At 72.9% G+C, this 24,568-nt stretch carries 27 protein-coding genes; 11 read left to right on the plus strand and 16 right to left on the minus strand.

Going from position 1 to position 24,568, the window contains the following annotated elements; genetic code table 11:
- Positions 1–6: 6 nt before the first annotated feature.
- Positions 7–753: an ABC transporter ATP-binding protein gene (locus IEX42_RS14300; RefSeq protein WP_188780376.1), complete on the minus strand. Its 747-nt coding sequence runs from the start codon at positions 751–753 to the stop codon at positions 7–9.
- Positions 750–1,544, minus strand: a complete 795-nt coding sequence (locus tag IEX42_RS14305; protein WP_188780377.1) for an ABC transporter ATP-binding protein — start codon at positions 1,542–1,544, stop codon at positions 750–752. Before IEX42_RS14305 ends, IEX42_RS14300 begins: the two co-directional genes overlap by 4 nt.
- Before the next feature lie 172 nt (positions 1,545–1,716).
- Here IEX42_RS14305 and IEX42_RS14310 point away from each other — a divergent pair, with 172 nt between their 5' ends.
- On the plus strand, positions 1,717–2,943 hold the full coding sequence (locus tag IEX42_RS14310; RefSeq protein WP_188780378.1) for a PucR family transcriptional regulator: 1,227 nt from the start codon (positions 1,717–1,719) through the stop codon (positions 2,941–2,943).
- 16 nt (positions 2,944–2,959) lie between these two features.
- On the opposite strand, the gene IEX42_RS14315 is transcribed toward IEX42_RS14310, so the two are convergent.
- Complete coding sequence (locus IEX42_RS14315; protein WP_188780379.1) at positions 2,960–3,613, minus strand: NAD(P)-dependent oxidoreductase; 654 nt, start codon at positions 3,611–3,613, stop codon at positions 2,960–2,962.
- A gap of 89 nt (positions 3,614–3,702) precedes the next feature.
- Here IEX42_RS14315 and IEX42_RS14320 point away from each other — a divergent pair, with 89 nt between their 5' ends.
- The gene (locus tag IEX42_RS14320) at positions 3,703–4,089 is read left to right on the plus strand and encodes a winged helix-turn-helix transcriptional regulator (protein ID WP_229660874.1); all 387 of its coding nucleotides are present in this window, start codon (positions 3,703–3,705) and stop codon (positions 4,087–4,089) included.
- 13 nt (positions 4,090–4,102) lie between these two features.
- Here IEX42_RS14320 and IEX42_RS14325 read toward each other — a convergent pair whose 3' ends face one another.
- From IEX42_RS14325 to IEX42_RS14340, 4 genes are read right to left on the minus strand one after another with little or no spacing between them, the layout of a single operon-like run.
- Entirely contained in the window at positions 4,103–5,317 is a 1,215-nt protein-coding gene (locus tag IEX42_RS14325) for an acyl-CoA dehydrogenase family protein (protein ID WP_188780380.1), read from the minus strand.
- A gap of 9 nt (positions 5,318–5,326) precedes the next feature.
- Entirely contained in the window at positions 5,327–6,343 is a 1,017-nt protein-coding gene (locus IEX42_RS14330; RefSeq protein ID WP_188780381.1) for a phosphotransferase family protein, read from the minus strand.
- On the minus strand, positions 6,340–7,113 hold the full coding sequence (locus IEX42_RS14335; protein ID WP_188780382.1) for an SDR family oxidoreductase: 774 nt from the start codon (positions 7,111–7,113) through the stop codon (positions 6,340–6,342). The genes IEX42_RS14330 and IEX42_RS14335 overlap by 4 nt, the downstream gene beginning before the upstream one ends.
- Positions 7,113–7,865 carry an SDR family oxidoreductase gene (locus tag IEX42_RS14340; protein ID WP_188780383.1) on the minus strand — a complete coding sequence of 251 codons (753 nt, stop codon included), beginning with the start codon at positions 7,863–7,865 and terminating at the stop codon, positions 7,113–7,115. Before IEX42_RS14340 ends, IEX42_RS14335 begins: the two co-directional genes overlap by 1 nt.
- Positions 7,866–7,948: 83 nt before the next feature.
- Here IEX42_RS14340 and npdG point away from each other — a divergent pair, with 83 nt between their 5' ends.
- Complete coding sequence (gene npdG, locus IEX42_RS14345; protein WP_188780384.1) at positions 7,949–8,632, plus strand: NADPH-dependent F420 reductase; 684 nt, start codon at positions 7,949–7,951, stop codon at positions 8,630–8,632.
- A 243-nt stretch (positions 8,633–8,875) separates the two neighbouring features.
- On the plus strand, positions 8,876–9,640 hold the full coding sequence (locus tag IEX42_RS14350) for a crotonase/enoyl-CoA hydratase family protein (protein WP_188780385.1): 765 nt from the start codon (positions 8,876–8,878) through the stop codon (positions 9,638–9,640).
- 6 nt (positions 9,641–9,646) lie between these two features.
- Here the strand turns inward: IEX42_RS14350 and IEX42_RS14355 are convergent, their stop codons facing one another.
- Positions 9,647–10,537, minus strand: a complete 891-nt coding sequence (locus tag IEX42_RS14355) for a hypothetical protein (RefSeq protein WP_188780386.1) — start codon at positions 10,535–10,537, stop codon at positions 9,647–9,649.
- Between the two features lie 4 nt (positions 10,538–10,541).
- Positions 10,542–11,519, minus strand: coding sequence for a 2,3,4,5-tetrahydropyridine-2,6-dicarboxylate N-succinyltransferase (gene dapD, locus IEX42_RS14360; protein ID WP_373286193.1), 978 nt, complete (start codon positions 11,517–11,519; stop codon positions 10,542–10,544).
- 50 nt (positions 11,520–11,569) lie between these two features.
- Between dapD and IEX42_RS14365 the strand changes: the two genes are divergently transcribed.
- Positions 11,570–12,256, plus strand: coding sequence for a VOC family protein (locus tag IEX42_RS14365; protein WP_188780387.1), 687 nt, complete (start codon positions 11,570–11,572; stop codon positions 12,254–12,256).
- Positions 12,257–12,311: 55 nt separating this feature from the next.
- On the opposite strand, the gene IEX42_RS14370 is transcribed toward IEX42_RS14365, so the two are convergent.
- Positions 12,312–13,013 (minus strand): NADPH-dependent F420 reductase, encoded by a 702-nt coding sequence (locus IEX42_RS14370; protein WP_188780388.1) that lies wholly within the window; start codon positions 13,011–13,013, stop codon positions 12,312–12,314.
- 101 nt (positions 13,014–13,114) lie between these two features.
- On the opposite strand from IEX42_RS14370, the gene dapE reads away from it, so the two are divergent.
- Genes dapE through IEX42_RS14385 form a run of 3 tightly spaced genes read left to right on the plus strand, consistent with a single transcriptional unit; the run spans position 13,115 to position 15,278 of the window.
- Positions 13,115–14,212, plus strand: coding sequence for a succinyl-diaminopimelate desuccinylase (gene dapE, locus IEX42_RS14375; RefSeq protein ID WP_188780389.1), 1,098 nt, complete (start codon positions 13,115–13,117; stop codon positions 14,210–14,212).
- Positions 14,209–14,955 (plus strand): LOG family protein, encoded by a 747-nt coding sequence (locus IEX42_RS14380; protein WP_229660875.1) that lies wholly within the window; start codon positions 14,209–14,211, stop codon positions 14,953–14,955. Before dapE ends, IEX42_RS14380 begins: the two co-directional genes overlap by 4 nt.
- Entirely contained in the window at positions 14,952–15,278 is a 327-nt protein-coding gene (locus IEX42_RS14385) for a DivIVA domain-containing protein (RefSeq protein WP_229660876.1), read from the plus strand. Before IEX42_RS14380 ends, IEX42_RS14385 begins: the two co-directional genes overlap by 4 nt.
- Before the next feature lie 69 nt (positions 15,279–15,347).
- Here the strand turns inward: IEX42_RS14385 and IEX42_RS14390 are convergent, their stop codons facing one another.
- Entirely contained in the window at positions 15,348–16,139 is a 792-nt protein-coding gene (locus tag IEX42_RS14390) for an enoyl-CoA hydratase/isomerase family protein (RefSeq protein WP_188780390.1), read from the minus strand.
- 131 nt (positions 16,140–16,270) lie between these two features.
- Between IEX42_RS14390 and IEX42_RS14395 the strand changes: the two genes are divergently transcribed.
- Entirely contained in the window at positions 16,271–16,438 is a 168-nt protein-coding gene (locus tag IEX42_RS14395) for a DUF3117 domain-containing protein (RefSeq protein WP_188780391.1), read from the plus strand.
- 309 nt (positions 16,439–16,747) lie between these two features.
- A complete protein-coding gene (locus tag IEX42_RS14400; protein ID WP_229660877.1) occupies positions 16,748–18,292 on the plus strand; it encodes a leucyl aminopeptidase family protein in 1,545 nt (514 codons plus the stop codon).
- A 7-nt stretch (positions 18,293–18,299) separates the two neighbouring features.
- Here the strand turns inward: IEX42_RS14400 and IEX42_RS14405 are convergent, their stop codons facing one another.
- The 5 genes from IEX42_RS14405 to IEX42_RS14425 are packed head-to-tail and all read right to left on the minus strand — an operon-like array spanning position 18,300 to position 22,854.
- Positions 18,300–19,013 (minus strand): FadR/GntR family transcriptional regulator, encoded by a 714-nt coding sequence (locus IEX42_RS14405; protein WP_188780392.1) that lies wholly within the window; start codon positions 19,011–19,013, stop codon positions 18,300–18,302.
- A 51-nt stretch (positions 19,014–19,064) separates the two neighbouring features.
- The gene (locus IEX42_RS14410) at positions 19,065–19,904 is read right to left on the minus strand and encodes an HpcH/HpaI aldolase/citrate lyase family protein (RefSeq protein ID WP_229660878.1); all 840 of its coding nucleotides are present in this window, start codon (positions 19,902–19,904) and stop codon (positions 19,065–19,067) included.
- Positions 19,901–21,061, minus strand: a complete 1,161-nt coding sequence (locus tag IEX42_RS14415) for an acyl-CoA dehydrogenase family protein (RefSeq protein WP_188780393.1) — start codon at positions 21,059–21,061, stop codon at positions 19,901–19,903. The genes IEX42_RS14410 and IEX42_RS14415 overlap by 4 nt, the downstream gene beginning before the upstream one ends.
- 30 nt (positions 21,062–21,091) lie before the next feature.
- Positions 21,092–22,321 (minus strand): CaiB/BaiF CoA transferase family protein, encoded by a 1,230-nt coding sequence (locus IEX42_RS14420; RefSeq protein ID WP_188780394.1) that lies wholly within the window; start codon positions 22,319–22,321, stop codon positions 21,092–21,094.
- Positions 22,318–22,854, minus strand: coding sequence for a MaoC family dehydratase (locus IEX42_RS14425; protein ID WP_188780395.1), 537 nt, complete (start codon positions 22,852–22,854; stop codon positions 22,318–22,320). The genes IEX42_RS14420 and IEX42_RS14425 overlap by 4 nt, the downstream gene beginning before the upstream one ends.
- A gap of 313 nt (positions 22,855–23,167) precedes the next feature.
- On the opposite strand from IEX42_RS14425, the gene IEX42_RS14430 reads away from it, so the two are divergent.
- Complete coding sequence (locus tag IEX42_RS14430; protein WP_188780396.1) at positions 23,168–24,565, plus strand: MFS transporter; 1,398 nt, start codon at positions 23,168–23,170, stop codon at positions 24,563–24,565.
- The last annotated feature ends 3 nt before the right edge of the window (positions 24,566–24,568 follow it).

Raw genomic sequence — 24,568 nt, forward strand, 5'->3', positions numbered from 1 at the left:
TGCCTCCTAGAACCCGAGGTAGGCGTGTCGGAGCTGGTCGTCGCCGGCCAGCGTCGCGGCGGACTCGTCGGCGACGACCCGACCGAGGCTGAGCACCACGCCCCGGTCGGCGACCGAGAGGGCGCTGCGGGCGTTCTGCTCGACGAGCAGCACCGTGAGGCCCTCGTCGCGGGCCAGGCCGCCGAGCAGGTCCAGGATCTGGGCGACGATCCGCGGTGCGAGCCCGAGGGACGGCTCGTCGAGCAGCAGCACGGTCGGTGACGCCATCAGGGCGCGGCCGATCACCAGCATCTGCCGCTCGCCGCCCGAGAGCTGGTGGGCCACGCCGTGGCGCCGCTCGCCGAGGACCTGGAAGAGGTCGAAGACGCGCTCGAGGGGGACCGGCTCCGTCCCGGTACGACGACCCAGCCCGCCGAGCCGGAGGTTCTCCTCCACGGTCATCTCGGTGATCACGCCGCGCCCCTCGGGGACGTGGGCGAGGCCGAGGCCGGGCATCCGCTCCGCGGGGGTGCGCGAGAGGTCGTGGCTGCCGAGCGCGACGGTGCCGGAGGTGGCCGGGACCAGCCCGGAGATCGTGCGCAGCAGGGTGGTCTTGCCGGCGCCGTTGGCACCCAGCACCGCGGTGATCCGCCCGGACGGCACCGCGAAGGAGACGTCGTCGAGCGCGCGGACGGCGCCGTACGTCGTGGTGAGGCCGCGGATGTCCAGCGCGGTGCCGGTCTCGCGACCGTCGGTGCTCACGGCGGCGCTCACCGGGGGACCTCCGCAGCCGTACGGTCGACCTCGTCGCCGAGGTAGGCGGCCAGCACAGCCGGGTCCTCGCGGACCTCGTCGGGTGTCCCGTGGGCGATCACCCGGCCGAAGTCGAGGACCACGATCGAGTCGCACACCCGCATCACGAGGTCCATGTGGTGCTCGACGAGCATCACCGACATCCGCTCCCGGCAGGCGAGGATGAGGTCGCCGAGGGACTCCATCTCCTCGTCGGACAGCCCGCTGGCGGGCTCGTCGAGGAGCAGCAGCTCCGGCTCGCCGACCAGTGCGCGGGCGAGGGCGACGCGCTTGCGGATGGCGTACGGCAGGCTCCCGGGCACGCGGTCGGCGTAGTCGGCGATCCCCAGCTCGTCCAGCGTGGTCAGGGCCCGCTCGCGCAGTCGCCGCTCGTCGGCGGCGCTGCGCGGCAGTGCCAGCAGGGAGGAGAGGAAGCCGCTCGTGGCGGTCCGGTCCGCGCCGACCATGACGTTCTCCAGCACCGAGACCCGCTCGAAGAGGCCGAGGCCCTGGAGCGTGCGGGCCATCCGGTGCCGGGGGAGGTGGTGCGGCTTGAGGCCGGTCAGCGGCTGCCCGTCGCGCCGGACGCTGCCCTCCGCAGGGGTCACGAAGCCGCACGCGACGTTGAACAGCGTGGTCTTGCCGGCGCCGTTGGGGCCGATCACCCCGAGCACCCGGCCGCGCGGCACCTCGAGGTCGACCGCGTCGAGGGCAGTGATGCCGCCGAAGCGCACCGTGACGCCGTTCATCGCGAACGCCGGCGCGTGCGGCATCGGGCCTCCCCGGGGGTCGTGGGTGTCCGGGCGAGCCCGGTGTGACGTGCACCACTATCGCAACCACCCTTCGGGGTCGGTATGGGCGCAGCGCACAAAGAAGTCCGGGCGCCGCACCCTTTTCGCTGCCGATCCCTGGTGCCGGTTGTGCTGGCGGTGGGACAGTCCCGTTGTGCAGTCCACCCCAGACGACGCCGAGCCCGGCCCGGAGAGCGGTCCGGAGAGCGCCGACCGGGTGAGCGGGATGCGCCGCGCCTGGGCAGGGCTGCGGGGCAGGGTCGACGCGATCGGCGACGACATCGCACTGACGATGATCGGCAACCACCCGGCGGCGTACGACCGGCTCGCGCCCGACATCATCGCCGACATCCGCCGCAGCACCCGCGAGCACATCCGGCTCGGGGTGGCCGGTCAGTCGGGCGTCCCCGGAGCCTCGGAGGAGGCGGTCGACCTGTGGCGCGAGACCGGGCGGCGCCGGGCTCGGCAGGGTGTACCGATGGAGATGGTGATCAACGCCTACACGCTCGGCACCCGCACGCTGTGGCAGGCGCTGATGGACTCCGCGCCCGCCGGGCCGGGCGTCGACGACCGGGCGCTCATCGACGCCGGTCAGGCGCTGTGGGCGTCCCTGGACCCGCAGACCGCGATCATGGTCGAGGCGTACCGACAGGAGAGCGCCCGGATCGAGCGGCAGGACCTCCAGCGCCACCAGAGCGTGCTCGACGGCCTCGTCGCCGGACGCGGGGCCGACGACGACTTCGCCGCCTCGGCCCGCGACGACCTCGGCATCGTCGCGGAGGCGGCGGTCGCCTGCGTCGTCGCGCCGTACGACGGGGACCCGAACCCGCCCGTGACCGCCGAGCACCGGCTGGCGCGCGAGGGCGTGGTGGCTCACTGGCACGTACGCGGCGAGCTGTACTTCGGGCTGGTCGCCCACCGCGGCACGCCGGCCGACCTGGCCGCGCTGCTCGAGCCGCACGCCACCGGCCGGGTCGGCGTGGCCGAGTCCGTCAAGGGGATCCGCGGGTTCGCCGTCGCGTTCGCGCTGGCGGCGCGCACCGCGCAGAGCCTGCCGCGGGGGCAGGCGCGGGTCGCCCTGGCCACCGAGCGTCTCCCCGAGCTCCTCCTCGCCGCCAGTCCCGAGGTCACCGGGCTGGTCGTCGCCGAGTCGGTCGGGCCGCTCCTGGCCATGCCGGCACCGCAGTCCGAGGTGCTGCTGACGACGTTGGGGGCGGTGCTCGGCTGCGACGGGTCACCCACCCGGGCGGCGGCGCAGCTCTTCTGCCACCGCAACACGGTCATCTACCGGATCAAGCAGATCGAGGAGCTCACCGGCCGGTCGCTGACGGACCCCGGCGACAAGCTGCTGCTCACGCTCGGGCTGCTCGCGCCCCGCTGACCCGGCCGTCCACTCCTCAGGCCGGGTTGCCGAGGTTGACCTGGCGACGCGGGCGCCCGCCGGCCTCGATCAGGTCGACCACCCCGAGGGCGTAGTCCTCGGCGGAGATGACCCCTCCGGTGGTCGGCTCGACGGCGACCTCGTCGCCGAGCTCGTAGCGGCCCAGGATCGCGGTGGGTGCGTGGGCGCCGAAGCCGAGCGGTGGGCTGACGAAGAGCCAGTCGAGACTCTCCGGCGTCGCGGGCAGGTCCTCGAGCACCAGCGCGGCGCCGGCCAGGACCTCCTCGCGGATCGCCTCCGGCACCTCGCTGACGTCGCTCACGAAGCGGTCGGCGCCGGGCGCGGGCCGCAACGAGGTGTAGCCGCCCACCACGACGAGGCGGGCCCCGGCCGCGTCGGCGAGGCCGGCGAGGGTGCGGTTGACCTCGCGGAACGTGGCGGCGAGCGGTCCGCGCGGGGCGAGGGCGGCGACGACGACGTCGGCTCCCTCGACGACCGAGGCCAGCGTCTCGCGATTGGTGGCGTCGCCCTGGACGTACGTCACGCCGGCCACCGGGGTGCTCGGTGTGGTCCGGCTCAGCCCGGTCACCTGGTGACCGCGGGCCGCGGCCTGCGCAGCGATCGCCGATCCGGCGTACCCGGTTGCGCCGATGACGGTGAGGCGAGACATGGGTGTTCCTCCTGTGCATGGGGGTGGTGACGGATCGTCACCAGCGGTTACCGTACGAGTCCTGGTATCCGTTGGGAAGTAGGCACTTTGTGGTAACCATCTCCGACGTCCGGGCGGCAGGCCTCCTGGGCGACCCGTACCGGGCGGACTGCCCCACCCGTCGCATCCTCGACCGCATCGGCGACCGGTGGACAGTGCTCGTCGTGGTCGCCCTCGCCGACGCCGAGCTGCGCTTCTCCGAGCTGCGCCGCCGGGTCGAGGGCGTCTCGCAGAAGATGCTGACCCAGACCCTGCGCGGCCTCGAGCGGGACGGGCTGGTGCGTCGGACGGTCCACCCCGAGGTGCCGGTACGCGTGGAGTACGACCTCACCGAGGCGGGTCGCACCCTGCTGGTCCCGCTGCAGGCGCTCCAGGAGTGGTCGGTCGAGCACCTGGGTGAGGTCACGGCGTCGCAGGAGGAGTACGACCGAGCCTGACGCCGCCGCCGGGTCAGGTGTGCGAGCGGATCTCGTTCTTCGCCAGCGAGTTCAGGTGCACCTCGTCGGGGCCGTCGGCGAAGCGCAGCGTGCGGATGCCCGCGAACATCCTGGCCAGCGGGAAGTCCTGCGACAGTCCGCCGCCACCGTGCACCTGCATCGCCCGGTCGAGGATCTCCTGCACGATCCGCGGCGTCGCGATCTTGATCGCCTGGATCTCCGAGTGCGCCGCCTTGTTGCCGGCCGTGTCCATCAGCCAGGCCGTCTTGAGCACCAGCAGCCGCAGCTGCTCGACGGCGACCCGCGCCTCGCCGATCCAGGTGCGGATGACGCCCTGGTCCGAGAGCGGCTTGCCGAACGCCTCGCGCGAGGCGGCCCGCTGGCACATCAGCTCGATCGCCCGCTCGGCCACGCCGATGCTGCGCATGCAGTGGTGGATCCGGCCGGGCCCGAGCCGGGCCTGGGCGATGGCGAACCCGCCGCCCTCCTCGCCGATCACGTTGCTCACCGGCACGCGTACGTCGGTGAAACGCAGCTCGGCGTGCCCGCCGTGGTCGTGGTCGTCGTAGCCGAGGACGTGCATGCCGCGCACCACCTCCACGCCCGCGGTGTCGCGCGGCACGAGCACCTGGCTCTGCTGACGGTGCCGAGCGGCGTCGGGGTCGGTCTTGCCCATCACGATGAAGATCTTCGCGTCGGGGTTCATCGCGCCGGTGATCCACCACTTGCGGCCGTTGATGACGTACTCGTCGCCGTCGCGCTCGATCCGCGTCTCGATGTTGGTGGCGTCGGAGGAGGCGACGTCCGGCTCGGTCATCGCGAACGACGAGCGGATCTCACCCGAGAGCAGCGGCGCGAGCCACTGCTCCTTCTGCTCCGGGGTGCCGAAGTCGTGCAGCACCTCCATGTTGCCGGTGTCCGGCGCGGCGCAGTTCAGCGCGGCCGGTGCGAGCCCGCCCGAGCGGCCGGTGATCTCGGCGAGCGGGGCGTACTGGAGGTTGGTCAGGCCCGCGCCCTCCTCGCCGGGCAGGAAGAGGTTCCACAGACCCTGCTTCTTCGCCTCCGCGCGCAGCTCGACGAGGACCGGCGTCGCGGTGAACTGCCAGGGGTCGTCCAGGGCGTCGACCTGGTCGTAGAAGAGCTGCTCGTTGGGGTAGACGTGCTCGTCCATGAACGCCTCGAGCTGTGCTGTCAGCTCGAGGGTGCGGGCGTCGGGGGCGAAGTCCATGGTGTCCTCTCAGTTCTCGCGCAGGGCGGCGATGCCGGCCGCGATCAGCGGCTCGGTGGCCTCGCCGACGGAGTCGAAACCCTCGCCGACCGTCTGGCCGTTGACGTAGCGGTAGTGGATCCCCTCGAGGATCGCGGCGAGCTTGAAGTAGGCCAGCCCGGTGTGGAAGCCGAAGCCGCCCGACGGCTCGCGTCCGCCGGCGGCGACGTACGTCGAGAGGATCTCGTCCTCGCCGAGGAAGCCTGGGGCGGCGGAGGCGTCGGCCACGGAGTCACCGCCGGTGAGCGTGGCCAGCTTGTCGTAGACCAGCAGCAGCGCGACGTCGGTGACCGGGTCGCCCAGCGTCGACATCTCCCAGTCGATGACCGCGCGGACCTCGTCGTCCTCGACCAGCAGGTTGTCCAGGCGGTAGTCGCCGTGCACGATCCCCGGCGGCTGCTCGGGCGGCTCCACCCCTTCGAGCAGGCCGACCAGCTCGTCCAACCCGGCCAGGTCGCGAGAGTGCGAGGCCTCGACCTGCTTCTTCCAGCGGCGCACCTGGCGGGCGAGGAAACCCTCGGGTCGGCCGAAGTCGCCGAGCCCGACCGCCTCCGGGTCGACCGCGTGCAGCGCGGCGAGCGTCTGCACCATGCGGGTGGAGATCGTGCGGGTGCGGTCGGCGCCGAGCTCGGTCAGCTGCGCCGCGGTGCGGTACGGCGTGCCGTCGACCTGCTCCATGACGTAGAACGGTGCGCCCAGCACGGCGTCGTCGGCACAGGTGGCGACGATCGCGGGCACGGGGACGTCGGTGTCGTGCAGGGCAGCCATCACGGTGTGCTCGCGACCCATGTCGTGCGCGGTGGCCAGCACGTGGCCCAGCGGAGGACGTCGTACGACCCAGCGGTGCGCGCCGTCGGTGACGCGGTAGGTCAGGTTGGACTTGCCGCCCGCGATCAGCTCGGCGGACAGGTCGCCGTCGACCTGCGTCCGCTCGGCGAACCACGGGGCGAAGACCTCGAGGTCGAGGCCCTTCGGGGAGTCGCTCACGCGCCGAACACCTTCCTCTGCAGCTTGCGCATCCCGCCGAGCCACCGGTCGGTGTCGGCGGCCCGGGCGGCGTAGTAGCCCGCGACCTCCGGGTGCGGGAGGATCAGGAACGACCCCTCCTCGATCGCGGCCCACGCCGCGTCCGCGACGTCGGCGGGCTCGATCGCCGCGTCGTGGCTGAGCAGACCCTGCACCGGGCCGCTGCCCTGCAGCATCGCGGTGTTGACGCCCTGCGGGCAGATCGCGTGCACCGTGACGCCCTGGTCGGCGTACGTGATCGAGAGCCACTCGGCGAAGGCGACGGCGGCGTGCTTGGTGACGGAGTACGGCGCCGCACCGATCATCGTCAGCAGTCCCGCCGCGCTGGCGGTCACGACGAAGCGGCCCGGCGCGCCCGTCTCCAGCCAACGGGGTACGAGCGCGCGGGCGGTGCGCACGTGGGCCATCACGTTGACGTCCAGCGAGCGCGCCCAGTCCTCGTCGGAGGCGTCCAGCCCGCCGCCGAGGTCGACGCCGGCGTTGGCGAAGAAGACGTCGATGCCGCCGAGGTGCTCGAAGGCGGCGTCGACCAGGCCGGCAGCGCCCTGGGTGGTCGAGACGTCACCGGCGTACGACGTCCCGCCGACGGCGGCCGCCGCGTCCGCAGCGGTCTGCGGGTCGAGGTCGTTGACGAGGACCTGCGCACCCTCGGCCGCGGCCCGCTCGGCCAGCGCCCGGCCGATGCCGCGACCGGCGCCGGTGACGACGACGCGAGCGCCCTGCCACTGCATCAGACGCCGCCGGTCAGGGTCACGCCGCCGTCGACGACCAGCGTCTGCCCGGTCATCCAGGCCGAGTCGGAGGAGGCGAGGAACGCCACGACCGAGCCGATGTCGTCGGGGACGCCGAGCCGCTTGAGCGGGTAGGCCGAGGCGACCTCGTCCTCGCGGCCGGCGTACAGCGCCTCGGCGAACTTGGTCTTCACCACCGCCGGCGCGACCGCGTTGACGCGCACGTCCGGGCCGAGCTCGACCGCGAGCACCTCGGTGAGGTGGATCAGCATCGCCTTGCTCGCGCCGTACATCGAGATCCCGGGTGCCGGCCGCAGACCCGCGACGGAGGCGACGTTGACGACCGCGCCGCCGTGCTGGTCCATCCCGGCCCGGTAGGCCTGCTGGGTCCAGGACAGGGCGCCGAGCGCGTTGACCTCGACGATCTTGCGGGCGGCGTCGAGGTCGATGTCGATCATCGGGCCGTAGACCGGGTTGATGCCGGCGTTGTTCACGAGGACGTCGACGGGGCCGAACGCCGCTGCCGTACGGGCGATCGCGTCGGCCTGGTGCTCGACGTCGTCGCCCTTGCCCGCCACGGCGATCGCGTGCTCGGGCCCGCCGAGCTCGGCGACGGCGGCGTCGAGCGCCTCCTGCTTGCGCGCCGTGAGGCACACCTTCGCGCCGGCGTCGACCAGGCGCTGTGCGATTCCCAGCCCGATGCCACGGCTGGCGCCGGTCACCACGGCCACTCGTCCCTGCAGGTCGACCACGTGCGCTCCTACTCGGTTGGTGTGACGGAGGCTACGCCCGGACCGGGGCGCGGCCCACGGCGGCCAGGTGGGAGGCTGCCGGGATGAGCGAGCTGCCTGAGTCCCTGCGTACGACGACCGTCGCCGTTCTCGGCGGCACCGGCCCCCAGGGCCGCGGCCTGGCGCGGCGCCTGGCGATGGCCGGCGTCCCCGTCGTCCTCGGCAGCCGGGACGCCACCCGCGGCGAGCAGGCGGCGGAGACGCTGAAGGCGGACGTCGGGGCCGACGCCCCGATCACGGGCTCCGACAACGCCGGCGCGGCGGCGCAGGGCGACATCGTGCTCGTCGTCGTCCCCTGGGACGGTCACGGCGAGCTGCTGGAGTCCCTGGCCGGCGACCTCGCCGGCAAGGTCGTCGTCGACTGCGTGAACCCGCTCGGCTTCGACAAGCAGGGGCCGTACCCGCTCGACGTCGAGGACGGCTCCGCGGCCCAGCAGGCGGCACGGATCCTCACCGACAGCACCGTGGTCGCGGCCTTCCACAACGTGAGCGCCGTGCTGCTCGAGGACGCATCCGTCGCCGAGGTCCCCACCGACGTCCTCGTCCTCGGCGAGGACCGCGACGCCGTCGAGCTCGTCTGCGACCTGGCCTCCGTGGTCCCCGGCATGCGCGGCCTGTACGGCGGCCGCCTCCGCAACGCCCACCAGGTCGAGGCCCTCACCGCGAACCTGATCGCGATCAACCGGCGCTACAAGACCCACGCCGGCGTACGCATCACCGACCTGTAGCGGCTCTCGCGGCGTGCCGGGTGGTCTCGTCGTCCCTTCGACGCGTTCCCTCGTTCCTCGGTCACTGCTCAGGACATCGCCTCCCTCGCTGCGCTCGGTTCGGGCTCGACCACCTTTTCGCGACACGGGTGGTTGAGCAGCGAGCGCCAGCGAGCGCGACACGGGTGGTTGAGCAGCGAGCGCCAGCGAGCGCGTCGAAACCACCCCGCGCATCGCGCCGACACGTCCACTAGCGTCACGCCCATGACCGACGAGGTACGGACCGAGGCCCGCGACGGGGTGCTTCTCATCACGCTGGACCGGCCCGAGGCGCGCAACGCGGTCAACGCCGCGGTGGCGCACGGCGTCGCCGAGGCGGTCGAGCGGCTGGAGTCCGAGGACGACCTGCGGGTCGGGGTGCTGACCGGCGCGGGCGGGACCTTCTGCTCGGGGATGGACCTCAAGGCGTTCATGACCGGTGAGAGCCCGTTCGTCGAGGGTCGCGGCTTCGGCGGGATCACCCGGCGCCCGCCGGCCAAGCCGATGATCGCCGCCGTCGAGGGGTACGCCGTCGCCGGCGGCTTCGAGCTGGTCCTCGCCTGCGACCTCGTCGTCGCCGGTGCGGGCGCGAAGCTCGGCGTACCCGAGGTCAAGCGCTCGCTGGTCGCCGCTGCCGGGGCGGCGATCCTGCTGCCCAAGCGGATCCCGCAGGCGGTCGCGATGGAGCTGCTGCTCACCGGTGACCCCGTCGGCGCCGAGCGCGCCGCCGCGCTCGGCCTGGTCAACCGGGTCGTCGAGGACGGCGCCGCGCTCGACGGCGCCCTCGAGCTGGCCGCCCGGATCGCGGCCAACGGTCCGCTCGCGGTCGCGGCGACGAAGCAGATCGCGACCGCTACCCACGACTGGTCCAGCGAGCAGGCATGGACCGAGCAGGACCGGCTCACCGCCGCCGTCTTCGGCTCCGAGGACGCAATGGAGGGCGCCGCCGCCTTCGCCGAGAAGCGCGACCCGGTCTGGAAGGGCCGCTAGCGGCGGTCAGCCCTGGGTCAGGCGTACGTCGACGCGCCGCGGCCCCGCGGCGCGCTCGACCCAGCCGTCCTCCGAGTCCCGCCCAGAGGACCAGCCGAGCCCGTCGAAGGACACCGACGCCACCCCGAGCGAGTCGGCGTGGGCGACGACGTACTGCGCGACCGCCCAGCCGCGACGCTGGTCCTGCTCGCCCCCGCCGACCGGCACCGCGAGGGAGCGCGGGCCCGTACGGGAGATCCCGAGCGCGCCGAACGCCGAGATCAGGTCGCTGCGTGCGGCGGACACGGACCCGCCCGACGGCGTGCGGGCCACGCAGGTGAACGCGCCGTCGGAGGAGTAGCCGGTCAGCGCCGAGGCCAGGGCGCGGGCGTCCTCGGCGTGCGGCTCGTACGCCTCCGGGAAGCCGGAGCGCTGCACCTTCTGGGCGGCCTCGGTGATCCGCATCGTCTGGTAGCCGTCGACCTTGGCCAGCGCGTCGTAGAAGGCGTTGCTCGCGTAGCGGACGTCGCGCACCTGCTCCGCCGTGCCCCACCCCTGCGACGGGCGCTGCTGGAACACCCCCAGCGAGTCGCGGTCGCCGTGGTCGAGGTTGCGGATCTTGGACTCCTGGTACGCCGTCGCCAGCGCGATCGAGACCGCCCGCGCCGGCAGTCCGCGGCGTACCCCGACGGCGGAGATGAGCGTGGCGTTCTCGGCCTGCTCGGGGCTGAGGTCGACCACGGTGCCGCCGACGCTCGCGGTGCACTGCGGCCGCTTCGGCAGCGGACCGACGCCGTCGCTCCACATCCAGACGCCCGTCCCCACCACGACCGCCACGACGAGCAGCACCACCGGCCAGCGGCGGGCGCGCCGCTGGCCGGGCTGCGCCAGCGGGGGAGGGGGAGTACGGACGGCCACGGCGCTAGTTCGCGTGCAGCGCCTCGTTGAGCGCCACGCCCTCGCTGCGCCAGGCCACGGCCTCGACCGCGCCCGTGACCGAGTTGCGGCGGAACAGCACGTTGTCGGCGCCCGACAGCGTCGCGGCCTTGACCAGGCTGCTGGTGCCGTCGGCGGCGTACGTGGTGACCTTGGTGCCGGCGGTGACGTAGCAGCCGGCCTCGACCACGCAGTCGTCGCCCAGCGAGATCCCGAGCCCGGCGTTGGCGCCGATCAGGCAGCGCTTCCCGACCGAGACGACCTCCTTGCCGCCGCCCGACAGCGTCCCCATGATCGAGGCGCCGCCGCCGACGTCGGATCCGTCGTCCACGACCACGCCGCCGGAGATCCGACCCTCGACCATCGAGGCGCCGAGCGTCCCGGCGTTGAAGTTCACGAAGCCCTCGTGCATCACCGTGGTGCCCTCGGCGAGGTGGGCGCCGAGGCGTACGCGGTCGGCGTCGCCGATGCGTACCCCGGACGGGACGACGTAGTCGACCATCCGGGGGAACTTGTCGACGCCGAGCACCGTCACGTGCTGCCCGGCCGTCCGCAGGCGCAGCCGGGTGCGCTCGAAGTCGGGGACGGCGCACGGTCCGGCGCTGGTCCACACCACGTTGGTGAGCAGCCCGAAGATCCCGTCGAGGTTGATCGTGCGCGGTGCCACCAGCCGGTGCGAGATCAGCTGCAGGCGCAGCCACACCTCGAGGGTGCTCACCGGCGCGGACTGCAGGTCCTCGATGCTCACCGTCACGGTCGCGCGACGCACGCCGCGCGCCTCGTCCTCCCCCACGAGCGGCGCGAGGTCGTCGGGGACGGGTGAGTCGTCGTACGCCCCGAGGAAGGGCACGGGGAACCAGGCGTCCAGCACGGCCCCGTCGGCATCGCCGCCGACGGCGTACGTCGCCACGCCGTGCGCCCAGGCAGGTCCGGTCACCGGGTCTGTCGCAGTCGAGGAGGTCACCGCGCCAGCCTACGGATCGGGACCACCCGGAAGGACTAGCGTCTCGGGGCATGGCGCGCTTCAAGGAGCTCTGTCTGGACACCACCGCCGAGGACGGCCGCATCGCGGAGTTCTGGGCCGCGGTGGGCGGTGGGAGGGCCGAGTCGTACACCTCCACCGAGGTGCCCGACGTCGTGGGCGCCCTCGAGCACCAGAACATCGCGATCTGCCCGGTCCCGGAGGCGAAGACGGCGAAGAACCGGGTCCACCTCGACGTCTACGCCCGTGCGGTCGAGGACGTCGTGGCGCTCGGTGCGCGGGTCGACCGTCCGGCCGAGGAGACCGGCTTCGGCTGGACCACGATGCTCGACCCGGAGGGCAACGAGCTGTGCGTCTTCGTGCGCCCGGACCTCTCAGCGCTTCCGGCCTGGCGCGTGCACGGGATGGGCATCGACTCGGTCGACTCCGCCGCGATCGCCCGGTGGTGGGCCGAGGCGCTCGACGCCGAGCTGGTCGACCACACGGCGCACGGCGACGGCTGGTGGACGGTGGAGCACGCCACCCCCGACGACACCTTCACCTGGGACTTCGCGCCGGTGCCCGAGCCGAAGACGGTGAAGAACCGGCTGCACTGGGACCTCTACGGAACGAAGCAGGAGTTCGTCGACCGCGGCGCACGGCTGCTGTGGGAGATGCCGCGCTGGACCGTCCTGGCCGACCCCGAGGGCAACGAGTTCTGCGTCTTCCCGGAGCCGTGACCGTGGTCGGCTTCTCGCGTGCCGACGAGACCCTCATCCGGGGGAGAGAGAACGGTCAGGGCAGGACGAGCCCGCGGTCCGCGCGGCCGAGCAGGTCACGAAGCCGGGCGGCGTCGGCGGGCACTCCTTCGACCTCGCCGACGACCCGGCCGGTCTGGCCGTCGCGGACGTACGCCGCGGTGTACGCCGGCTGCCCGTTCTCGAAGCGCCAGCTCTCCGCCAGCGAGCCGGCGTCGAGCGCGTCGTAGCCGATGGCGTCGAGGAACGAAGCGGCCCGCTCTTTCGCCTCGGCGTCGTCGCCGGCCACCAGGAGCGTCGAACGGTCCTCCGCGCCGCTCGGCTGGGCGAGGTCGCCCAGGTGGTCCCACCGGATCCCGCTGAACGTCTTCACGACCCGCGCCCCGGGCGCGTGCTGCTGCAGCATCGCGCTGGTGGTCGTGCGGTGCTCGTCGAGCTCGGGCACCCGTCCGTCGCGCTCGGGGTAGTAGTTCATCGTGTCCAGCACGACCCGGCCGGACAGCAGGTCCGGGTCCAGGTCGCGGTAGCGCGCGAACGGCACCGTCACCAGCACCAGGTCGGCCGCGGCGGCCTCCTGCGCGGTCCCCGCGCGCGCCCGCGGCCCGAGGTCGGTGACCAGGTCGCGCAACGTGTCCGGCCCGCGCGAGTTGCTCAGCACGACGTCGTACCCGGCCTCCAGCGCCAGGCGTGCGACGGTGCTGCCGATGTGCCCGGCTCCGAGTGTCCCGAGAGTGCTCATGACACGCCAACCGACCGGCACCGCCACCGCTTCCCCGGCGCTGGTCGGCACGCCGTGAGGAGGCCGCCGCGCGGCACGGGTCCGCCTGGCACCATGACCGCGTGAGCACCGAAGCGGGCCCGGACGCCCTCGCCGCCCTGGACCTCGAGCTCGACGTGGTGTCGCTGACCGAGCAGCTCTGCAACGTCGAGTCGGTCAGCCGGCACGAGCAGCACCTCGCCGATCTCGTGCACGACGTGCTTCTCGCCCAGCCGCACCTGCGCGTCGAGCGCTCCGGCAACGCGATGGTGGCGCGCACCGAGCTCGGGCGCGACGAGCGGGTCGTCGTCGCGGGCCACCTCGACACCGTGCCGGTCGCGGGCAACCTCCCGGTCCGCCGCGACGACGAGTTCCTGCACGGCGTGGGCACCTCGGACATGAAGGGCGGCGTCGCGGTCGCGCTGCTGATGGCCGCGCACGTGCCGGAACCGGTGCGGGACGTGACGTACGTGTTCTACGACTGCGAGGAGATCGAGGCCGAGGCCAACGGGCTGCGCCGGATCGCCGAGGAACACCCGGAGGTCCTGGCGTGCGACTTCGCGATCCTCATGGAGTCCTCCGACGCCGAGATCGAGGCGGGCTGCCAGGGCACGCTGCGCGTCGAGGTCACGGTCCCCGGGCAGGCGGCCCACTCCGCGCGCGCCTGGCGCGGCGAGAACGCCGTGCACCGGGCCGGCGAGCTGCTGCAGCGGCTCGCCGACTTCGAGCCCCGTCGACCGGTCGTCGACGGGCTGGAGTACCACGAGGGCCTCAACGCGGTCCTCATCGAGGGCGGCACCGCGACCAACGTCATCCCGCCCTCGTGCACGCTCACCGTCAACTACCGCTTCGCCCCCGACCGCTCCGAGGCGGAGGCGCTGGCGTTCGTGCAGGACTTCTTCGCCGGGTACGACGTCCGCCTCACCGACACCAGCCCGGGGGCCCGGCCCGGGCTGGACCGCCCGGCGGTGGCGGCCTTCGCCGAGGCGATCGGTGGAGCCGTACGCCCGAAGTACGGCTGGACCGACGTCGCCCGCTTCAGCACGCTCGGCATCCCGGCGGTGAACTACGGCCCCGGCGACGCGAGCTTCGCGCACCGGGCGGACGAGCGGGTGCCGATCGCGGCCCTGCGCCGCTGCGAGCGCGCGATGCGCTCCTGGCTGACGGGGGAGGACCGGTGACCGAGCGACCACGTCCGGCGAAGGCCAAGGGCCCGACGATCCTGCGCGGCCGTGCGGTCGACGGTGCCACCACCGACCAGCGGCTGCTCGACCACACGGGGCCGGCCGACTGGCTGCACGCCGACCCGTGGCGGGTGATGCGGATCCAGGCCGAGTTCGTCGAGGGCTTCGGTGCGCTGGCCGAGCTGGGCCCGGCGATCGGGGTGTTCGGCTCCGCGCGCACACCGCAGGACGACCCGTCGTACGCCCTGGGCGAGCAGCTGGGCCGCGCGCTGGTCGAGGCGGGCTTCGCGGTGATCACCGGCGGCGGACCCGGCGCGATGGAGGCGGCCAACAAGGGCGCCTGCGAGGCCGGCGGGGTCTCGGTCGGGCTCGGCATCGAGCTGCCCTTCGAGTCCGGGCTGAACCCGTGGGTCGACCTCGGCGTCAACTTCCGCTACTTCTTCGCCCGCAAGACGATGTTCGTGAAGTACTCACGGGGCTTCTGCGTCCTGCCCGGCGGCCTCGGCACGCTGGACGAGATGTTCGAGGCGCTGACGCTGGCGCAGACCGGCAAGGTCACCTCCTTCCCGGTGGTGCTGATCGGCGTCGACTACTGGCGCGGGCTGCTGGACTGGCTGCGCGGCCCGGTCGCCGAGAGCGGGCGGATCTGGCCGCGCGACCTCGACCTGGTCACGCTGACCGACGACGTCTCCGAGGCCGTGCGGATCATGGTCGAGAACGACGCCGAGGCCCCCTCGTGAGCCTGCTCTTCGCCGTCCTCGTCGTGGTCGTGATCGGTGGCATCGTCGTCGTCGCGGTCGGAGGGGGCGGGGACGCGGTGGCGATGCGCGAGGTGGGCGTCGACCGCTCGGATCTGCGCCTTCCCGAGGGGCGGCCGCTCACCGCGGCCGACCTGCGCGGCGTCCGGTTCGGCACGGCGCTGCGTGGCTACCGCGCCAGCGACGTCGACGCCGTGCTCGAGCGGCTGGCCCGGGAGCTGGACGACGCGCGCGGCCCGCAGCCGACCCCGCCGGTCGAGGAGCCGGCACGCTCGCCGTACGAGACCCCGCCCCCGGCCGGGTAGGCGGGTAGTCCAGGACGAATCTGTCGTCCCGTGGCGCTCTCAGCGACGACAACGTCAGGGACTACCCGGTCAGCGGCCGTGATAGGTGGGCTTCTCCTTGGCGAGGAACGCGTCGACGGCAGCGCGGTGGTCCTCGGTGGCGCCGGTCTCGTTCATCATCCGTGCCTCGAAGGCCAGCGCCTCGTCGAAGGGGGCGGAGGCGGCGTGCAGCACCGAGCGGCGGACGGCGCCCAGCGCCCGGGTGGGCCCGTCGGCCAGGCGGCGCGCGAGCGCGGAGACCTCGGCATCGAAGGCGTCGGTGGGTACGACCGAGGTGGCCAGGCCGAGCGAGAGGGCCTCGGCGGAGTCGATGGTGCGCGGGAAGTACAGCAGCTCCAGCGCCTTGGCCCGTCCCACCAGCCGCTGCAGCGTCCACGAGGACCCGGTGTCGCAGGACAGCGCGATGCCGGTGAAGGCGAGGTTGAACCCGGCCGGCTCGGCGAGCACGCGGAGGTCGGCGGCGAACGCCAGCGAGGCGCCCGCGCCGGCGGCGACGCCGTTGACCGCGGCGACGACCGGCTTGTCCATGGTGGCGAGGGCGAGGACGGTCGGGTTGTAGTGCGTCTCGACCGTCGAGCCCAGCGAGGAGTCCGGGTCCTTCAGCGACGTGACGTGCTCCTTGAGGTCCTGACCGACGCAGAAGGCGCGGCCGGAGCCGGTCAGCACCACGCATCGCACTGCGTCGTCGTCGGCGGCCGACGTGACGGCCTCGAGCAGCGCCTCCTTCGTGGCGATGTCGAGCGCGTTCATCGCCTCGGGCCGCGCCAGCGTGATCGTGCCGATGCCGTCGTGGACCTCGTAGGTCACCGGGGAGTCGCTCATCGGGTCACTGTAGGACGGCGCGGACCGGTCGAGTCGCCGCTGGGGGTGGCATGGGGAATAATGGTCGCGAGCACAGCAGGCGGGCACCCCGCGCGCACGGCGCGACCGCACGGACCAGGAAGAGGTAGACCATGGCGGCGATGAAGCCACGGACCGGCGACGGCCCGCTCGAAGTCACCAAGGAGGGTCGCGGCATCGTGATGCGTGTTCCTCTGGAGGGCGGAGGCCGCCTCGTGGTCGAGCTCAAGCCGGACGAGGCCGGTGACCTGGGCAACGCGCTCAAGGACGTGGTCGGCTGAGCGCCGACTCCTCTTCGCCTCCGACGGCCCCCGCCACCACGGCGGGGGCCGTCGTGCTCTGTCTCGAGCCGCCTGACCCGGGCACGGCTCTCACCTCTGGCCTGCTGCCCGCCGCCCCTCACGCACGCTGGCTGCGTTGCGCGAGCTCGACAGGCCGCCGGCCCGCCTTCGCTCCCGCGCCAAGCCACCACCCCACGAGAGCGCTCGCTGCGCTCGCGCTCCCGAAGGGACCCCGGAGTTGCCAGCGCACGCGCTGGACGACCTTCAGCGGACGGCCAGAGCTCGAGAGCCATGCCCTAGCCTCGCCATGTGCTCCCTCCGCAGATGCCGACCCCCGAGATCACGCTCAGCCCGTCGGTCCCGACGCAGCAGGCGGACGTGGCGGTCGTGGCGCTCCCGGTGCTCCGCGACCCCGACGGCGCCGGGCCGACGCTGGGGCCCGGCTTCGCCGAGCTGCTCGACGAGGTCGACGCCGACGTCTTCGCGGTCCTCGAGCGGGCCGGCGCCACCGGGCGGGCGGGAGAGGTCACCCCGCTGCCGGCGGCCACGGCGAGCGGCGGGCCGCTCCTGGTCCTCATGGTCGGCGTCGGGAGCGGGCAGCCCGCTGACCTGCGTCGCGCCGGCGCGGTGCTGGTACGTCGTACGACGGGGCAGGGCAGGGTCGCGACGTCGATCCCCTCGGTCGGTGACGACGCCGGCCTGCGGGCCTTCGTCGAGGGCGCCGTGCTCGGCTCCTTCGTCTTCTCCATGCGACGCGACGGACCGGCGGAGCAGCCGCCGAGCGGCCTGGTCGTCACCGCTGACCCGGAGCGGCAGCCGGTCCTCGACCGGGCACTGGCGGTCGCCGGGGCCAGCAGGCTCGCGCGGACCCTGGCGACCGTGCCGTCCAACGTGAAGAACCCCCAGTGGTTCGTCGAGGAGGCCACGCGCGAGGCGGCGCCGCTGGGCCTGGCCACCGAGGTGTGGGACGAGCACCGGCTCGAGGACGAGGGCTTCGGCGGCATCGTCGCGGTCGGTCGCGCCTCGGCGACGCCGCCGCGCCTGCTGCGGCTGGACTACGTCCCCGAAGGGGTCTCCGGGCGCAAGGCCGCGAAGCTGCCCCACGTCGTCCTGGTCGGGAAGGGGATCACCTTCGACACCGGAGGGCTGTCCCTCAAGGGCGGCGAGAACATGAAGAACATGAAGCGCGACATGACCGGCGGCGCGGTCGTGCTCGGGGTGATGACCGCGCTGCGGGCGGTCGGCTGCCCGATCCGCGTGACCGGTCTGGTCGCGCTGGCCGAGAACGCCGTGGACGGCGACGCCACCCGTCCCGGCGACGTGATCACCCACTACGGCGGGCGCACCACCGAGGTGACGAACACCGACGCCGAGGGCCGGTTGGTGATGGCCGACGCCCTGGCGTACGCCGCCGCCGAGCTCGCCCCCGACGCGCTGGTCGACGTGGCCACGCTCACCGGCGCGGTCAAGGTCGGGCTGGGGCAGCGCCTGGCCGGGCTGTTCACCGACGACGACGCGCTGCACGGGCTGATCCACCTGGCCGGTGCGGCCGCGGGAGAGCCGTTCTGGCGGATGCCGTTGGCCGCGGACTACCGCGACAAGCTGAGGAGCGCGGTCGCGGACGCCGACAACGCGCCCGGCGGGCCGGGCGCGGTGATCGCCGCGCTGTTCCTCGAGCCGTTCACCGGCGGGCTGCCGTGGGCCCACCTGGACATCGCGTCGGTCGGCGACGCGGCGGACACCGACGCCGAGTGGACCAGCGGGCCGACCGGGTTCGGCGTACGCGCGCTGCTCTACTGGCTGGAGCTGGCCGAGCCGCTGGCCGGCGTACGCACCGGTCGCCGGCGCTCCTGACCGGCCCTCACCGGATGCGCGCGGCGTCGATGCGTGTGTAGGTGTCCCGCAGCGCGGAGAGGTGGGAGCGCATCGCCCGCTCAGCGGCGCGGGCGTCCTGGGCGCGGACCGCGTCGAGGATCCCCTGGTGCTCGTCGGCGACCTTGCGCCAGAACGCGGGCTCGGCCTGGTCGCGCAGGAACCGGTCCCGGAGGACCGACAGGACGGGGCTGGTCACCATGTCCATCAGCGGGTTCCCACCGGCCTCGACCAGCAGCCCGTGGAAGGTGATGTTCGCCCACCAGCGCTCGACGTTCTGCTCACTGGAGTCGCTGACGACGACGATGGAGGCCTGGAGGCGCTCGAGGTCGGCGTCGGTCCGGTTGCGGGCGGCGCTGGCCGCCGCCGGCACCTCGAGGTGGGTACGCACCTCGAGCAGCTGGGCGACACTGAGCCGGCTCCGGCTGAGCACCGTCAGCGAGGTCTCGAGGTAGTCGGCGACGTCGGCCGGTGTCGGCTCGGCGACGAACGTGCCGCCGGCGACGCCGCGGACCGGGCGCAGCAGCTTCTGCGTGGTGAGCACGCGGATCGCCTCGCGCAGGGTGTTCCGGCTGACCCCCATCCGGGCGGTGAGCTCGTCTTCCACGGGGAGCCGGTCGCCCGGGCGCAGGTCACCGCGCACGATCATGTCGCGGAGTGCCTGCGCCACGCGCTCGTACTCCAGCGGGGTGCCGCGGGCCATGGAGGGGACGCTACCGGTCCGTGGCCCGCGGATCGCGCACCGACGTACGCCTCAGACCAGGCCGAGCACGCGGCGGGCGGTACGGATCGTCGCCTCGTCGACCAGCCGGCCGGCGTCGTCGAGGACCGTCCCGTGCCCGCGCTCCTCGGCCTCGGCGAGCAGCCGCAGGGTGTCCCGGGCCGCGGCGACCTCCTCGGGGGAGGGGGTGAAGGCGTCGTGGACGGTCTCGAGCTGGGCGGGGTGGATGCAGGCCCGGCCGAAGAACCCCTGCCGGCGGGCGCGCACGGTGCGCTCGCGGAAGAGCGCGGTGTCCTCGACCTCGATCGAGACCGGGGCGACCGGTGGCGCGATCCCGGCCGCCGAGCTGGCGACGACGACCTGCGCCCGCGCCCAGTCCAGCTCGCGCTCGTCCTCGCCGGGAACGACCCCGAGCTCGGCGCAGAGGTCGTACTCGCCCAGCTGCATCCGGGTGACCCCCGGCAGCCCGGCGATGCGCGGGGCCTCGAGAACGGCGCCGGCGGTCTCCAGGAGGGGACTGACCCGCCAGTCGTCGCCCTGGTCGCGGATCAGCGCCGTGAGCTCCTCGACCCCGGTCGCGGTGGCCTTCGCGAGCACCACCCCGGTCAGCGGGGCGCCACACATCGCCGCGACATCCTCGGCCGCGGTGGGGCCGGGGTTGACCCGGACCCACAGCTCGGGGCCGGAGCCCGCGTCCACGCCCGCCGCCCAGGCGGCGACCTGCGCGCGCGCGGCGTCCTTCTCGGCGAGGGGGACGGCGTCCTCGAGGTCGACGATCACCGCCTCGGCGGCACCCGACCACGCCTTCGGGATCAGGTCGGGGCGGTTGCCCGGCGCGTAGAGGTACGACCGCGGCAGCCTGCCGCCGCTCACCCGACGGCCGTACGGCCGGCGAGCAGCGACTTGGCGACCACGGTGCGGAGCACGTCGTTCGTCCCCTCGCCGATGCTCATCAGCGGGGCGTCGCGGTAGAGCCGCTCCACCTCGTACTCCTTGGAGTAGCCGTAGCCGCCGTGCACCTTCATCGAGTCGATGGCGGCGTCCAGGGCCATCTCCGAGGCGAAGATCTTCGCCATCCCGGTCTCGCCGTCGGCACGACCCTCGCGGACCGCGCTCGCCGCCCAGTACGTCATCAGCCGCGCGGCCTGGAGGTTCGTCGCCACCGAGGCGAGCTTGAGCTGGATGGCCTGGAACGCCGAGATGGGCTGGTCGAAGGCCTCCCGCTCCTGGGAGTAGCGCAGCGCCTCCTCGTACGCTCGCTGGCCGACCCCGACCGAGCGGGCGGCGATGTTGACGCGCCCCCACTCCAGCGCGGAGAGGGTCTGCTGCATGCCCGTCCCCTCGACGCCGCCGAGGAGGTTCTCCTGGGGGACCCGGACGTTGTCCAGGAGCAGCTCGCAGGACTCCGGACCCTTGTAGCCCAGCTTGTCGATGTCCTTGAGGACCTCGAACCCCGGGGTGCCGGCCTCCACGAGGATCACGCTCATCCCCTTGTGGGCGGGTGTGGCGGAGGGGTCGGTCTTGACGATGACCGGCAGCACGGAGGCGTAGCGGGCGTTGGTGATCCACATCTTCGAGCCGTTGAGGACGTAGTGGTCGCCCTCGAGCCTCGCCGTGGTGAGGATGCCCTGCATGTCGGTCCCGGCACCGGGCTCGGTGAGCCCCAGGCCGGTGCGCATCTCACCGGTCGCCAGACCGGGCAGGTAGGTCTGCCTCTGCTCCTCGGTGCCGTGCACGGCGATCATCCGGCACGACAGCGAGTGGCTGCCGAGGATGCCGGCCACCCCCATCCAGCCGCGGGCCAGCTCCTCGAAGACCAGGGCGAACGAGACGGGGTCGAGGTCGAGCCCGCCGTACTCCTCGGGGACGGTGATCCCGAACAGGCCGAGGTCCTTCAAGCCCTCGACGATCTCGGTCGGGTAGCGGCCCTCGTGCTCGTAGTCGCGCGCGACGGGGATGATCTCCTTCTCGACGAAGGATCGGAGCACGCGGCGGAAGTCCTGCTGCTCCTCGGTCAGGGTGAAGTCCATGGGGGCCTCCTGGGGTCGGTGGGGACGGGGTCAGCTGGTCGGCAGGTCGGAGGCGGGCAGTGGGACGCCACCGAAGGCGCCCTCCTTGTCGAGCACCTCGATCTCGGCGTCGTCGTACCCGCCGAGCTCCTGCAGGACGGCGCGCAGGTCCTCGTTGCGCTGGGGCGCCCGGCGGTACGTCGGCCGCTCCGCCCCGACGCGTACGGGGGAGGCGACCTGGCGCAGCCCGCCCCACCGTGGGTGCTCGGTCTCGACGACCAGGTCCCGGGCGAGCGTGTGCTCGTCGGTCAGGGCCTCGCCCACGCTGTGGATCGGGGCGCAGGGGACGCGTGCGGCCTTGAGCAGGTCGATCCAGTGCTCCACGGTCCCGCCGCGGAGCACGTCCTCGATCAGGGGGATCAGCTCGTCGCGGTGCGCGTACCGCGCGCCGAAGTCGACGAAGCGGGGATCGGTGGCCCACTCGGGGTGGTCGAGCCGCTCGGCGAGGCGGACCCAGAACTTCTCCTTGGCGCAGCCGATCACCAGCCAGCCGTCGGAGGCCTCGAACGCCTGGAACGGGACCAGCGACGGGTGGGCGGAGCTCGCCGTGCGCGCCGGGGTGAAGCCGCGGTTCAGGTGCCAGGCGGCCGGGTAGTTCAGCATCGTCACCGCGACGTCGTAGAGGCTGACGTCGCAGTCCATCCCCACCCCGTCGCGTCGTGCCGCGTGGATGCCGGCGAGCATCGAGAGCGCGCCGACGTACCCGCCCGAGTAGTCCACGAGGGACAGCCCGCTCTTGGTCGGTGGCCCGGCCGGGTCGCCGGTGAGGTCCATCCAGCCGGCCAGGCCCTGGAGGATGTAGTCGTAGCCCGGCTCGGTCGAGCGCGGGCCGGTCATCCCGAAGCCGCTGAGCGAGCAGCACACGATCGCCGGGTTCAGGTGCTTGAGCTGGTCGTAGGTGATGCCGATCTTCTCCGGCACGTCACCGCGCAGGTTCGAGTAGACCGCGTCGGCGCCGACCACCAGCCGCTCGAAGACGGCGCGGCCCTCGGGGTTGGCGAGGTCGAGGGAGATGCTGCGCTTGTTGCGGTTGAAGGCCTCGAAGAACAGCGAGTCCTCCTCCTCGGCGTACGGCGGCACGTAGCGCCCGACGTCGCCTCCGGAGCTGGGCTCCTCGATCTTGATGACGTCCGCGCCGAGGTCGGCCAGGTGCAGGGAGCCCCAGGGGCCGGCTCCGTACTGCTCCAGCGCGAGGACCCGGACGTCCTCCAGCGGCCTCATCGGCGCGCCCCGCGACCCTCGGCGGTCATCGGCTCGGCGGCCTGGGGAAACACCTCGCCCAGCTGCTCGGAGCCGCGCTTGTGCACCAGGAAGGTGCGCAGGAACGTGCAGACCTCCACGGCGTCCTGGTTCAGCGTCCGGGTCCGCACGGTGACGATCCCGGCGTGCGGGCGGCTCTTGCTCTCGCGCTTCTCGATCACCAGCGACTCGCTCCACAGGGTGTCGCCGGCGAAGACGGGGTGCGTCATCTCGATGGCGTCCCAGCCGAGGTTGGCGAAGGCGTTCTGCGTGATGTCGGTGACGCTCTGCCCGACGGCGATCGCCACGGTCAGGGTGGACACGACGATGGGGCGGGCGAACTCCGACCTCTCGGCGTACGTCGTGTTGAAGTGCATCTGGTTGGTGTTCATCGTCAGCAGCGTGAACCAGGTGTTGTCCGCCTCGGTGACCGTCCGGCCCAGCGGGTGCTGGTACACCGCGCCGGGCTCGAAGTCCTCGAAGAACCGTCCCTGCCATCCCGACTCGACCGTCATGGGGTGCTCCTTGTCGTCCGGACGCACGGCCCGGTGGGCGGCACGTCGTGATCAGCGTCACCACCATTGGAGCACAAAAGATCCAACATTAGAAGCGTGGCCGTCGGGTGCCGACGCTCGCCTTCTCTCGGCAACGGGGTCGTCACGAATCTCTAAAAATCCCTTGAAGTACCTGGATAGCCCGGCTGGGCTGGGCCTGCCGCACTCGCGCGGCGGCAGGGATTGCTCGACGCCTATTGCGTCTTGAATATCCAACCTTTACTGTCCACCGTGACCGGCGTCACTCGCCGGTGACCAGTGCCCAGGAGGATCCATGACGCTCCCGCCCGACGCGTTGGCAGCGAGCACGACGCCCAGCCGGCCCAGTCCGCTCGCCCGCCTGGACCGGATCCCGATCGCCACCGCCAGCCACCGCCGGTGGATGTGGGTGCTCGGCTTCCTGTTCGCCTTCGACCTGATCGACCTGAACACGTTCGCGTACGCCGCTCCGGCCGTGCGCGAGCAGTGGGACCTCTCGATCGACCAGATCGGGCACATCAACTCGATCGGCTTCGCCGGGATGTTCCTCGGCGCGATCATCGGCGGCCGCGTCTCGGACCGGATCGGTCGCCGGACGGTCCTGCTCGGGTCCGTCGTCTTCTACTCGGTGTTCTCGCTGGCGACCGCCGCGGCCCAGGACGCGACCCAGATGATGGTGCTGCGCTTCCTCACCGGCCTGGGGCTGCAGGCGATGACCGGGGTGCTGCTGGTCTACCTCAGCGAGATGTTCCCCAAGGCGCTGCGCGGCCGCTACCAGGCGCTGACGCTCGGCATCGGGTTCGTCGGGGTGCCCGTCGTCGCACTGACCGCACGCGTCGTCGTCCCCCTCGGGGGCGACCACTGGCGCTGGGTCTTCGTGATCGGCGGCCTGGGGATCCTCGGCCTCGGCTTCGCTCGGCGGATGCTGCCGGAGTCGATCCGCTGGCAGGTCGTCAACGGGCACCCGGAGACTGCCGCGAGGACGCTGGACCACCTCGAGCAGGAGGCCCGCTCTGCTGGGGCCACCCTGGCGGAGCCGGTGGAGCCCGTCCTGGCCGCGCCGGCGCCGGCGATCGAGCTGTTCCGGCCGCGCAACCTGCGCCGGCTGATCTCGACGATGCTGGTCTGCGTCTGCCTGATCCTGTGCTTCTACGGCTTCAACTCCTGGGTCCCCACCCTCCTGGTCGACAACGGGTACTCCACCTCGCAGACCCTCACGTACACCGCGATCCTCTCGCTGGCCGCCGCCCCCGGTGCGTTCCTCGCCGTGCCGCTGATCGACCGCTTCGACCGGCGCTGGCTGCTGGCCGGCATCGAGGTCCTCGCCGCGGTCCTGCTGCTGATCTTCGGGTTCGTGTCGGACCCGGCTGCTCTCGTGGTCAGCGGCTTCCTCGCCACGATGATGCTGCAGTGCGGCGTCGCCGTGATCTACACCTACCTCCCCGAGACCTTCCCGACGCCGTTGCGCGGGCTGGGCTCCGGGATCGCCAACGGCACCGGCCGGCTCTCCGGCGTCATCGGGCTCACCGTGGTCGGCTGGGTCTACCAGGGCCTGGGCTTCACCGCCGTCTTCACCTACCTCGCCGCCACCGCGCTGCTGATGGGTCTCGTGCTCGTCGTGCTGGGCGAGCGGACCACCAACGTCTCCCTCGACGACGTCGGGGCCGGCGGCACCGCCGACCCCGCCCGATGAAAG

The sequence above is a fragment of the Marmoricola endophyticus genome, assembly GCF_014644415.1.
In the GTDB taxonomy this organism is placed as follows: domain Bacteria; phylum Actinomycetota; class Actinomycetes; order Propionibacteriales; family Nocardioidaceae; genus Marmoricola; species Marmoricola endophyticus.